The organism is Mycolicibacterium sphagni, assembly GCF_002250655.1.
In the GTDB taxonomy this organism is placed as follows: Bacteria; Actinomycetota; Actinomycetes; order Mycobacteriales; family Mycobacteriaceae; genus Mycobacterium; species Mycobacterium sphagni.
Map to the genome: position 1 here is coordinate 1 of NZ_NOZR01000042.1, position 11,393 is coordinate 11,393.

General features: G+C 63.6%; 10 protein-coding genes. 7 read left to right on the forward strand and 3 right to left on the reverse strand.

Annotated features, from left to right (window positions below; all coding sequences use genetic code 11):
* Both CG716_RS28410 and CG716_RS28415 read left to right on the forward strand, forming a co-directional pair.
* Window positions 1-1,833: family 2A encapsulin nanocompartment cargo protein cysteine desulfurase (locus tag CG716_RS28410; RefSeq protein WP_234818081.1), on the forward strand; the 1,833-nt coding region annotated here is incomplete at its 5' end.
* 87 nt (window positions 1,834-1,920) lie between these two features.
* Window positions 1,921-2,802 carry a universal stress protein gene (locus tag CG716_RS28415; protein ID WP_094484489.1) on the forward strand — a complete coding sequence of 294 codons (882 nt, stop codon included), beginning with the start codon at window positions 1,921-1,923 and terminating at the stop codon, window positions 2,800-2,802.
* A 90-nt stretch (window positions 2,803-2,892) separates the two neighbouring features.
* On the opposite strand, the gene CG716_RS28420 is transcribed toward CG716_RS28415, so the two are convergent.
* Entirely contained in the window at window positions 2,893-5,202 is a 2,310-nt protein-coding gene (locus tag CG716_RS28420) for an MMPL family transporter (protein ID WP_094484490.1), read from the reverse strand.
* A 42-nt stretch (window positions 5,203-5,244) separates the two neighbouring features.
* On the opposite strand from CG716_RS28420, the gene CG716_RS31200 reads away from it, so the two are divergent.
* Window positions 5,245-5,373 (forward strand): hypothetical protein, encoded by a 129-nt coding sequence (locus CG716_RS31200; RefSeq protein WP_272938292.1) that lies wholly within the window; start codon window positions 5,245-5,247, stop codon window positions 5,371-5,373.
* Window positions 5,374-5,376: 3 nt separating this feature from the next.
* Here CG716_RS31200 and CG716_RS28425 read toward each other — a convergent pair whose 3' ends face one another.
* Window positions 5,377-5,964 carry a TetR/AcrR family transcriptional regulator gene (locus CG716_RS28425; RefSeq protein WP_094484491.1) on the reverse strand — a complete coding sequence of 196 codons (588 nt, stop codon included), beginning with the start codon at window positions 5,962-5,964 and terminating at the stop codon, window positions 5,377-5,379.
* A gap of 126 nt (window positions 5,965-6,090) precedes the next feature.
* Between CG716_RS28425 and CG716_RS28430 the strand changes: the two genes are divergently transcribed.
* Window positions 6,091-6,825, forward strand: coding sequence for an SDR family NAD(P)-dependent oxidoreductase (locus CG716_RS28430; protein WP_094484503.1), 735 nt, complete (start codon window positions 6,091-6,093; stop codon window positions 6,823-6,825).
* A gap of 246 nt (window positions 6,826-7,071) precedes the next feature.
* Here CG716_RS28430 and CG716_RS28435 read toward each other — a convergent pair whose 3' ends face one another.
* Window positions 7,072-7,452, reverse strand: coding sequence for a hypothetical protein (locus CG716_RS28435; protein ID WP_133067039.1), 381 nt, complete (start codon window positions 7,450-7,452; stop codon window positions 7,072-7,074).
* A gap of 802 nt (window positions 7,453-8,254) precedes the next feature.
* Between CG716_RS28435 and CG716_RS28440 the strand changes: the two genes are divergently transcribed.
* Genes CG716_RS28440 through CG716_RS28450 form a run of 3 tightly spaced genes read left to right on the forward strand, consistent with a single transcriptional unit; the run spans window position 8,255 to window position 11,393 of the window.
* On the forward strand, window positions 8,255-10,066 hold the full coding sequence (locus CG716_RS28440) for an NAD(P)H-dependent oxidoreductase subunit E (RefSeq protein WP_094484504.1): 1,812 nt from the start codon (window positions 8,255-8,257) through the stop codon (window positions 10,064-10,066).
* Entirely contained in the window at window positions 10,063-10,779 is a 717-nt protein-coding gene (locus CG716_RS28445; RefSeq protein WP_094484493.1) for a 2Fe-2S iron-sulfur cluster-binding protein, read from the forward strand. The genes CG716_RS28440 and CG716_RS28445 overlap by 4 nt, the downstream gene beginning before the upstream one ends.
* Window positions 10,776-11,393, forward strand: coding sequence for an NADH-quinone oxidoreductase subunit B family protein (locus tag CG716_RS28450; protein ID WP_094484494.1), 618 nt, complete (start codon window positions 10,776-10,778; stop codon window positions 11,391-11,393). Before CG716_RS28445 ends, CG716_RS28450 begins: the two co-directional genes overlap by 4 nt.

An 11,393-nucleotide genomic window follows, 5' to 3' on the forward strand; every position in this document is an offset into this window, starting at 1 on the left:
GAGGCCGAACTAGCCGCAATGGCCAACCAGCTGTTCGCCGCCAGCTTCCGGCCCGGTAACGACAGCCCGCCCCAGACCACTCCGCCCGCTCCGCGCGGCTCAGTCCCCGACACCACATCGGCTGCCAGCTATTCGCAGTCCGCAATGGGGTCGCAGACCCACCTTGAGCCGGCCGCCGCAGTGTCGGCCCCCTCGCCGGTGGTTCCGGCCCCGAGTTCATTCGGGCCGGAGCCGATTCCGCCGAACTCGGTCCCGGTCGCACCGCGGGGGAGCGCACCCGATCTGACCTCAGTGACGTCGGCCGGGCATGCCGGCAGTGGCACGGGCAGCTCGTTCAATCCGCTCAACCTCGGCGAGTTCGCGGTGCCCGACGGCATCATGCCGATGGTGCCCGGCGTGCTGGCGGGGGCCCGGCCGGCACCGCCGGTCGCTCCGCGCGGTTCGATGCCGGGGTGGTCGACGGAGCTTCCGGGGATTCCAGATCTCAGCTTCCTCTCGGCACCTGAATTGGCTTCGGCCCCAACCGGTGACGAGGCGAGTTACTACTTCATCTCCAGCGCACCGGCGCTGCCCGAGCCGGTGCCGCAGATTCCGGACCGTCACGAGATCTTCGACGTCAACGCGATCCGCGCCGATTTCCCGATCCTGCGCGAGACCGTCAACGGCAAACCGCTGATCTGGTTCGACAACGCCGCCACCACCCAAAAGCCCCAGGCCGTGATCGACCGGCTGGCCTATTTCTACGCCCACGAGAACTCCAACATCCACCGCGCCGCACACGAATTAGCCGCCCGCGCCACCGACGCCTACGAAGAAGCCCGAGAAACCGTCCGGCGCTTCATCGGCGCGGCCAAGAGTGAGCAGATCATCTTCGTGCGCGGCACCACCGAAGCCATCAACCTGGTAGCCAATGCCTGGGGCGGCAAACACCTCAAGCCAGGCGACGAGATCGTCATCACCCACCTCGAACACCACGCCAATATCGTTCCCTGGCAAATGATCTCACAGAAGACCGGCGCAATTCTGAAGGTTGCACCCGTCGACGATGCCGGCAACCTGCTACTTGGCGAGTTCGAGGACCTGCTCGGCCCGCGAACCAAACTAGTTGCCGCAACCCAGGTGTCCAACGCGCTGGGCACAATCACACCGGTGGACAAGATCGTCGAACTCGGCCACCGCTACGGCGCCCGAGTCCTCATCGACGCCGCCCAATCGATCCCCCACATCCCGATCGACGTCAACAAGACCGGCGCCGACTTCCTCGTGTTCTCCGGACACAAGATCTTCGGACCCACCGGCATCGGAGTGCTCTACGGCACCGAGCAGGCCCTAGCCCACACCCCACCATGGCAGGGCGGCGGCAACATGATCGCCGACGTCACCTTCGAACGCTCGCTGTATCAGGGCCTGCCCAACAAGTTCGAAGCCGGCACCGGCAACATCGCCGACGCCGTCGGACTCGGAGAAGCCCTGCGCTACGTCGAGAAGATAGGCATCGACCGCATCGCCGCCTACGAGCACGCACTACTGGACTACGCCACACCGCGGCTAGCCGCCATACCCGGTGTACGACTGATCGGCACCGCCGACGAAAAGGCCAGCGTGCTGTCCTTCGTGCTCGCCGGCCACGAGCCGCTCGAAGTCGGCAAAGCCCTCAACACCGAAGGCATCGCGGTACGCGCCGGACATCACTGCGCACAACCCATCCTGCGACGAATGGGCGTCGAAACCACCGTTCGCCCATCATTCGCCTTCTACAACACCTACGACGAAATCGACGTCTTCCTGCAGGCGGTCCAGCGGATCGCCGAAGGTGGAACCAACGTCGGCTGACGACAGCCACGCGTGGTAGGCCCACTCCGAGAGAACGGGCCTACCAACGCTGCTGTCTGTGCGGCCGGCGCCGAATAAGGTCGAGGCATGACTACCGCAGCCAACCAGACGGCCGTCGTCGCGGGTATCGACGGATCCGAGACCGCACTCGGCGCTGCCCAGTGGGCCGCGGAGTTCGCTACCAGGCACGCGCTTCCGTTGACGCTCCTACATGCGATCCCAAAGCTGGACTGGCATTTTGCCAGCGCGGACCCACCCGCCGAATTCCCTCGAAGCGCCGACGGCGATAGCGCGCTCGCCACAGCGGAAACGGCCGTGCGGTCGACGCATCCAGATCTTGCGATCCGCACGGCGGCTGTCAAGGGCGCGGTCGCGACCGCCCTGTCGGACGCCTCGCAATCCGCCCGACTTGTAGTGGTGGGCACGGGCGCGGCGGACCATCGCGCGCTGGGCGGGCACGCGATAAGGATCGCGCATCGGACGCACTGCTCCGTCGTAGTCTGGCGGCAGCCGGTCGCCAGGCGGACCGGCAAGCCGCTGCCCGTCATCGTCGGTATCGACGAGTCTGATGCGTCGACGCGCGCGCTGGCAGAAGCGTTCGACATCGCAGGCATGCTGCATGCCCCGCTGACGGTGGTGCACATGTGGGAGATCGGCGCGGCGGTCGGCATGGGCGACCTCGGCGGCCAGGGGTTTATGGACTGGGAGCTACTCGATCTGTTGCAGTCGCGGCAGCGCCAACGGATGGACGATTTGGTCGCACCGTTCGCCCGCAAGTACCGCAACGCCCACGTGACCAAGATCTTCCAGGACATCAGTCCGGCAAAGGGGCTCACCGATCTGTCCCGTGAGGCCCAGCTGGTGGTTGTCGGCAGTCACGGCCGCGGAAAACTCGCTGACTCGATCCTCGGCTCGGTCAGCCAGAACCTGATCCACCACGCCGAATGTCCGGTGTTTGTGGTTCGGTAGCGAAACCAGCTGGAGCTGCCGTCCGAGGTGAGTGGGCCATCACTGTGTCGACGTCCTACAGCGGCACCGGATGGCCCCTTTCCCGGCTGCTCAGCTCGTCGCCAACGCATCGGCCGCATCTGGGAGTCCTGTCGGCGATTCCTTCAAACCGATCCAGGCATGCAGCCGGGCCAGTGGTTTGGGCGCCCACCAAATCCGCCGGCCCATCAGGTGCATCAAGGCCGGCACGAGGACGGTTCTGATGATTGTGGCGTCAACCAGGATGGCCAGCGTCAGCCCGACACCGAACATCCGCATAAATGACACATGGGCAGCCGCCAACGCGGCGAAAGAAATGGACATGATGATCGCGGCCGCAGTGATGACCCGCCCCGTGCGTGTCAGACCCAGTGCCACGCTTTCGTCGCTGGCTGCGGACGTTCGGTCGGAAGTCAGCCAGTACTCCCGGATCCGCGACACCAAGAACACCTCGTAGTCCGTTGAGATCCCGAATGCGAGGCAGAACAACAACACTGGCATCGCCGCCGACATCGTCCCGGTGGCCGTGGTGCCGAAGCCACCCAGATGACCCTGTTGGAACAGCCAGACGATGGCACCGAACGTCGCCGTCAGGGACACAACGTTGAGCAGTAGTGCTTTGAGCGGTATCACCAGACTGCCGGACAACAGGAACAGCAGAACGAATGTGACTGCCACAACCAGGCCGAGTACTAACGGTAGCCGTGAGGTGACCGCGTTGGCGTTGTCGCGGTTGGTCTGGGCATCGCCGGTCAGCATTACTTGCGCTCCAGCCGGCGCCGGAACCCGGTGGAGCGCGTCGAGCTGGCGGTTGGAGGCGGCCGAATACAACGGGGCGGCGCTGGCGACCGTAAGGAACGCGCTGCCCTCGCTCAGCCCGGTGGCAGCCATGGCCGGGCCCACCAACGTCCCGTCGACGAATGCCCCGGACGGTGCCGAGACCGATGTCACGTCAGGTACCCGAGACAGCCGCGCCGCGTAATCAGCGAGAGCCTGATCGCTGACCCGCGTGACATCGGGTAGAACGACGGTCACGTCGGTCGTCACATCTATGGCGAAGGCGTCGCGAAGCCGGTCACCCACCTGCCGCGCTGAAGCGATGCTCGGCAGTACCCGATCATCGGGTGAGCCCCACTTCAGGCCGAGAAACGGCGTCCCGGCCAGCATGAGAAGTGCGATCACGGCGGTGGTGATCGGTACCGCATGGCGTATCACGACGTTGGCCGACCGATACCAGAAGCAGTCCTCGACAGCCGGATCGGCGTTGATGCCGCCAGGGAACCGGTGGCGGCCGCACAGTGGGGTTGGCGACTCGGACGAAGATTGCTCGCGGGCGACTTTCCTGCCAAGGCGTCTGAGGTCCAATGCGTCCAGGCGAGGCCCGAGCACCACGATCATCGCGGGAGTCACCACGATGGCCGCGATGGCCGCCAACGACACCACCGCGACCCCGGCATAGGCGAATGACTTCAGAAAGTACATCGGAAACAGGGCCATCGGGAGCATTGCCAGGCCGACCGTCACCGCAGAGAACACAACAGTGCGGCCCGCGGTCACCATTGTGCGAACCAGGGCAGCGTCGCGTTCGGCGCCCGCAGCCAGTTCGTCTCGGTATCGGCTCACCAGTAGAAGGGTGTAGTCGATCGCCAAAGCAAGGCCCATGGCCACGCTCAGGTTGAGAGCGAATATCGACACATCGGTGAAGAACGTCACGGCGCGCAACAGGGCCATCGACCCGACAATTGCGAGGACGCCGACGATCACCGGAAGCGCGGCCGACAGAAGGCCGCCGAAGACCCAGACCAAGACCAGAAAGCTCAGGGGGATAGCGATCGCTTCCATACCAACCAAGTCACGCTCGGTTTGATGACTTATCTGTGCATAGACCGCGGCGGGTCCACCGAATCTCACAGTGACACCACCGCTATCGTGGGCCAGCTCCTCGTCGAGCGCCTGCGCATACTGCTGCGCCGCGTTATCGTCGCCGGTAATTCCCGCGATGATCAGTCCGGTTTTACCGTCCTTGCTGATCAGCGAACCAGCCGCGTCAGAGGTCACCGTCCACGGTGACGTCACATCGGCCACGTGCGGCGACTGCTTCAGCTTTGCCGCGATGTCAGAGCCGACCGTTCGGGCGGCATCGCTTTGAGCCCCGTCCTCAGAGGTCACCGAGATGAGGATCTTCATGTCGCCCTGGTGGAATCGATCGGCGAGCAATCCGTCGGCTTGACAGGATTCCGAGGACGGATCGTCGAAGCCACCAGCAGAAAGGACCTTCGGAACCGGAACCCCGAAAACCGCGGCCCCGACGGCGAACATCGCCGCTGCAAAGAGCATCCGTTTGGGCGCCGCGATTGCCAGCCGAGCAATGCGTTCCAACACGTCGCAGTCCCTTTCGGCAGAACCCGGCCAACGTATCAGTACATGGCGGTGCGTGCAGATGCGCGCGAGACCGTCAGCGCCGGTGCAGAATCGCTCCTAGGTGTCGACATCTTCATCGGAATAACACCCATCGGCAGTGTGATCACCAGCTGGATCATCGCGGCGGGGTGATCGCTAGGGTCCGGACGGTACCGCTGCCGTCGGGATGGCGTTGTCGATCAGCACGATGGCGATGGCAGTGGCGGTGGCGAAAGTTTCGGTGTTGAGGACTCGGTTGCGGGCCGACGCGCCATCCAAAAGCAGCGCCAGTTGTTCGCCGAGCTGTTCGGGGTTGGTGGCGCCGGCCTCGCGCGCGGTTTCAGTGAGCCGCGCGGCAAATGCCTTCTTGTAGTCGCGGGCGCGTAGGCGTGCCGGGTGGTCCGGGTCGTGGAGTTCGACAGCCGCCGCGATGAACGGGCACAGCGGCGCATGAATCTCGAAAGCGGCGAGGAGCCGTTCGCGGGGCGTGAGGTCGGTGCGGTCGAACACCTCGGGTAGGACGTCGGGATCGAATCGGCGTAGGTGTTCGGCGATCAGCTGATCCTTGCCGGTGAAGTGCTGATAGAAGGTGCGCTTGGACACCTGGGCCACCGCGCAGAGCTGGTCCAGGCCAGTGTTGTTGATGCCTTGATCGCGGAACAGTTTTTGCGAAGCGCTGAGGATGCGCTCTTGTGCGCCCCTGCCACGGCGCAGGCCCCGCGGCCCCTTCTCCAACTCCGTCATGGACCCAGGTTAGCCCAGTTTGGTACGAATCGGTGTACATAGCTTGCGTTCCCCGCGGCCGGTCGCTACGTTAAGTAGCCAGATCGGTGTACATAACATCGGCGCTGTCCGATAAAGGGAGTGATCGTGGGAAAACTCGATGGCAAGGTCGCGGTGATCACCGGCGCCACAAGTGGCATGGCGCTGGCCGGTGCCAAGTTGTTCGTTGACGAAGGAGCTCATGTCTTCATCTCGGGCCGACGGAAGGACGCGCTGGAAGAAGCCGTCGAACTGATCGGGCAGAACGTGACCGGCGTGCAGGGCGATTCGGCCGACCTCGAGGATCTGGACCGGTTGTTCGACACGGTCAAGCAGGAAAAGGGTGCGATCGACGTGTTGTGGGCAAGCGCCGGGGTGGGCAAGCAGAGCAGGCTCGGCGAGATCACCGAGGAGGACTTCCATGACGCCTTCTGGCTGAACGCGCGTGGCACGCTGTTCACGGTCCAGAAGGCGCTGCCGCTGTTCAACGATGGCGGCTCGATCTTCATGACCGGTTCAAACGCTTCGCTGCGGGGCTACCCCAATTGGAGTGTGTACGCGGGAAGTAAGGCCGTACTGCCAGCCTACGCACGAGTGTGGGTGTCCGAGTTGGGGGACAGGAAGATCCGGGTGAACGTGCTGACCCCCGGCCAGGTCGGCTCGCCGATGTTGGCGAAGGTGATGGACGAGGAGGCCAAGGCACAGTTCGAGTCCGTTATCCCGCGGCGAGAGATGGGCCGCCCTGAGGAGATCGCGTCGGCCGCGCTGTTCCTCGCCTCCGACGACTCGAGCTATGTCAATGGCATGGAGCTGGTGGTCGACGGCGGCACCACAGTGATCTGAGTAACAGACACGGACGTACGCCGTCGAAGACCTCGTCGCAACGGGCAGTTTGGAACGAGCGGTCCTCCTCCACGTAGCGAAGCGTCTGTCTGGACAGAGTTGTTGGTGTTGGGCGTCAGGGGTCGGGAGTGTACTTGCCGATCGCCCGGGCGTAGGAGCCTAGAGATTCGAGCTGAGCGGCCCGGTCATTGGTCCCTGCCGAATAGCCCGGACCGGTCATCCCTGCCGACGGGCCACTTCGGGTGTCTAGTCCCGGAAATCGAGTATCTCGTGTCGCGGGCGGCGAGGCGTCATCGGCGGCATCTCGGCCATCGCAGGCGCCTCTCCCACTCGGATCAACAACTGCGGCATTGCTTCCCGACCGGTCAGGATGCCGACGATCCTGCGGCTAGACGACAGCTCGATCAGGTGTGTCAGTGTGCACGTCGCCAGTCCGGCCAACGTGCACTCCAACAACACCGCGGACAACACTTCGCCGGACCTGAACGCATCAATGCGGGTGTCCCCGTCAGTGGAGATGACGAGTACCGTCGAGTCATCTTCCGGTATGCCAGCGCGTCGCTCGGAGTCGCGGCCGGCTGGGAAAGCCCGCCCAATGTCGACCCGATCACTTTCGGCCGCCGACACCAGCGAAGCCGCCGGAATCCCGTCGATTGTTTCGAAATGGCCTGTCCACCATTCTAATTCGGTATGGTACGACGAATCGTACAGTCGCAAAGACTCGGTACGATGTGATGCCTCGGCCAGCTCCGGGCGTAGCTCGTCGGCTATGACGTCGAGGTGATGCGTGCGCCACCGCGTCCTTGAGCACATCGGCATTCACCATCGTGTCCGGCATGGTCGACCTCAACTCCTTGTCTAACAACACCCTTGTGGACATCGCGACGCCTGACCAGGGTCATTGGTCCTTGACCGCCGACGCCATAGAGAAGAAAGCCCTCTAGCTTGCCCGTCTGCTCAGGGTGGAGGGGGTTGGCGAGCGGGATTGGAGATCGTGAACATCGATACGTTCGATCGAAGCCCTTGGGTTCCCGAAAAAGGGTCCTTCGGCCCACGCTTTCGACGACCGGCATGAATAGGCTCCGACGATGACCTACGGCATCGGACCACACGGGGTGGATGCCATCGGCGGGAGTGCCCGGTGGACTCCATCTACGCCGACGGTCGGGCCCGGCCTAATCGATGGTCGCCGACGCTGCCACGGAGGTAGTGCGGGATTAGAGTGCGATGTGGAGTGATTCGCCGTTCCATGCGGTGCAATCAACAGGATCGATCCGGCCAGCGGTCGGGGCATGTGGATCCTGTAGTAGCGCCGCTGACGTGCGCCAGGGGTGCAGACGATCGATGGCGGCTAGGAGTTTCATATGCGAATCGCGCCGGCTGAACCCGCCACGGCATCGCTGTCGGGGCCGAAATGACGTTGCCGACCGTGAACTTAGACATCGAAACCGTACTCCGGCGCTACCGCAACGACGGAACGCGGCTGATCGACATCCTGTGGGATATCCAGCATCTATACGGTCATATTCCCGACGAACATTTGCCTCAGATCGCGACCGCGCTGAAGCGGTCGCCACTGGACATCGTGGAGACCGCTTCCTTTTATCATTTCTTCCACAGCAAGCCATCCGGAAGGCACCGGATTTACTTGAGCAACACGGTCATTGCCAAGATGAGCGGCTACCAAGCGGTGTACAACGCGCTCGAGCGTGAGACAGGGGTTCGCTTCGGAGAAACCGACGAAACGGGGATGTTCGGCCTGTTCGAAACGCCGTGCATCGGACTCAGCGATCAGGAACCTGCGGCGATGATCGACAGCGTGGTGTTCACGCGACTGACACCAGAATCCGTCGCAGACATCGTCGCGCAGTTGAAAACTGGGAAATCGGCCGCTGAGATCGCGAACCCGGCCGGGCTACCCGACGATAGCGTCGCCTACGTCGACGCTCTGGTGGAGTCCAACGTCCACACGCAGGGGCCGGTGTTCTTCCGTGGCCAAACAGATTACAAAGCGCTGCTCAAGAACTGCATCGCCGGTACCCCCGAGCAGACGATCGGCACAGTCGCCGAATCCGGGCTGCGCGGATACGGCGGTGCAGGGTTTCGAACCGGGCAGAAGTGGCACCTGTGCCGAGAAGCCCCCGGCGACGACAAATACGTCATCTGCAACGCCGATGAGGGTGAACCCGGCACATTCAAGGACCGGGCACTCCTGACGCGATCGCCTCAAGACGTATTCATGGGGATGATCATTGCCGCCTACGCGATCGGCGGTAGGCACGGGATCGTCTACCTCCGTGCCGAATACGCCTACCTCACGCGCTATCTGGAAGGCCAGCTTCAGCAACTACGGGACTACGGGCTACTCGGCTGCAGTATCGGCGGGCGACCAGGATTCGATTTCGACATCCGTATCCAAATGGGCGCCGGTTCCTATGTGTGCGGTGAAGAGTCGGCTCTGATCGAGTCCTGCGAGGGCAAGCGGGGTACGCCCCGACTGAAACCGCCGTACCCGGTCCAAGAGGGTTACCTCGGCAAACCCACCTGCGTCAATAACGTGGAGACCTTTGCTGCTGCAACCCGCGTCATCGAGGAAGGCGCGGAATGGTTCCGCCGCATGGGCACAACCGAGTCCGCGGGCGCGCGCCTACTGTGCGTCGCGGGGGACTGCGACCGTCCAGGTGTCTACGAGGTCGAGTGGGGCATCACCCTCGATGAGGTGCTCGCCATGGTCGGCGCCCAGGATGCTCGCGCGGTCCAGATGAGTGGCCCATCCGGGGAGTGTCTGTCGGTGGCGGCAGACGGCCGACGTCGGATCGCTTACGAGGACATCCCCTGCAATGGCGCCGTGACCATCTTCAATGCCGACCGCGACCTGCTGAACATCGTTAAGGATCATACGCGGTTCTTTGTCGACGAGTCCTGCGGCATCTGTGTGCCTTGCCGGGCCGGCACCGTCGATCTGCACGACAAGATCGAACTCGTCATCGCAGGCAACGGGATTCAGCAGGATCTCGACGAGGTGGCCCGGTGGGGTGCGATCGTGCATGCGACGAGTCGGTGCGGGCTCGGAGCCACCGCAGCCAACCCCGTTCTCACGACCCTGCAGAAGTTTCCCGAGCTATATCGCAGCCGGTTGCGCACCACCGAACACACCCTGCTGGCGTCGTTCGAGCTCGAAACTGCCTTCGCCGGCTACGACAAGGCAGTTCTCGAGCTGGCAACGGACGACACGGCATGACCATCCGCATCGTGATCGATGGAGTACCGGTATCGACCGAAGAGAACAGAATCCTGGTCGATGTTGCCGCCGACGCCGGTGTGTACATCCCGACGCTGTGCTACCTCAAGGGCAAGCCGTGCCTCGGGACGTGCCGGGTGTGCTCGGTCAAGGTGAACGGCGCGGTGGCGGCGGCGTGTACGGTCCGGGTTTCGGACGGACTGAACGTCGAGGTCGACGAGCCCCACACCGCTGACCTCCGGAAGGCGTTGGTGGAGTTGCTGTTCGTCGAAGGCAACCACAATTGCCCGAGTTGCGAGAAGAGCGGCAGGTGCACGCTGCAGGCGGTCGGCTACGAAGTGGACATGCTGGTCTCACGCTTCCCGTACCGGTTCCCGCATCGAGCGCGCGACCACGCTCCGGAAAGAATCTGGCTGGAACGGGATCGCTGCATCTTCTGCCAGCGCTGCGTGGAATTCGTCCGTGACGAAGCCACCGGCCAGAAGATCTTCAGCATCAGCCACCGCGGCACCGAGTCCAGGATCGAGGTGGATACCGACCGCGCCGACGCAATGCCGGACGAGCAAGTGCGCTATGCCGTCGAGATCTGCCCGGTAGGAGCCATTCTCGAGAAGGGGGTCGGCTACGACGTGCCGATCGGCCGGCGCAAGTATGAAGTGGAATCGGTGCGCGACCGGGCCCTCGGCCAGGTCGATGAGGCGGGCGCTCCATGACGGACGAAGTCAGGTCGGACGAACTTCCAACCACCCCAATGGATCCAGCGCTTTTGGCTAACCGCGACGGCAAGATCGACGTGGCGATGATCAGTCTGTGCGGCTGCTGGGGATGCACGTTGTCGTTTCTCGACATGGACGAGCGGATCCTGCCGCTGCTGACGAAGGTCACCATCCACCGGTCCTCGCTCACCGATATCAAGAGAATCACGCAACGTTGCGCGCTCGGCTTCATCGAAGGCGGCGTTGCGAACGAGGACAACATCGAGACGCTGCGCCACTTCCGGGACAAGTGCGACGTCCTGATCTCCGTCGGAGCCTGCGCCGTCTGGGGCGGCGTCCCGGCGATGCGCAATGTCTTCGAGCTGAAGGACTGTCTGTCGGAGGCATACGTCAACTCGCCGACGGCGGTGCCGGGCGCTGAACCCATCATCCCGTCCCACCCAGACATTCCCCGACTCACCACCAAGGTGCACCCGTGCCACGAAGTGGTGAAGATGGACTACTTCATCCCCGGTTGCCCACCGAGCGCGGATGCCATCGTCGCCGTGCTCGACGACCTGATACACGGCCGCCCGGTCGCGCTGCCCCGCTCGCTAATTCACTACGACTGA

What these genes read in the sequence shown, in the direction of transcription:
- CG716_RS28425 (WP_094484491.1), bottom strand. Translation starts at nt 5,964, where the DNA reads ATGACGGAGTTGGAGAAGGGGCCGCGGGGCCTGCGCCGTGGCAGGGGC.
- CG716_RS28450 (WP_094484494.1), top strand. Translation starts at nt 10,776, where the DNA reads ATGACGGACGAAGTCAGGTCGGACGAACTTCCAACCACCCCAATGGAT.
- CG716_RS28445 (WP_094484493.1), top strand. Translation starts at nt 10,063, where the DNA reads ATGACCATCCGCATCGTGATCGATGGAGTACCGGTATCGACCGAAGAG.
- CG716_RS31200 (WP_272938292.1), top strand. Translation starts at nt 5,245, where the DNA reads ATGGCGGTGCGTGCAGATGCGCGCGAGACCGTCAGCGCCGGTGCAGAA.
- CG716_RS28415 (WP_094484489.1), top strand. Translation starts at nt 1,921, where the DNA reads ATGACTACCGCAGCCAACCAGACGGCCGTCGTCGCGGGTATCGACGGA.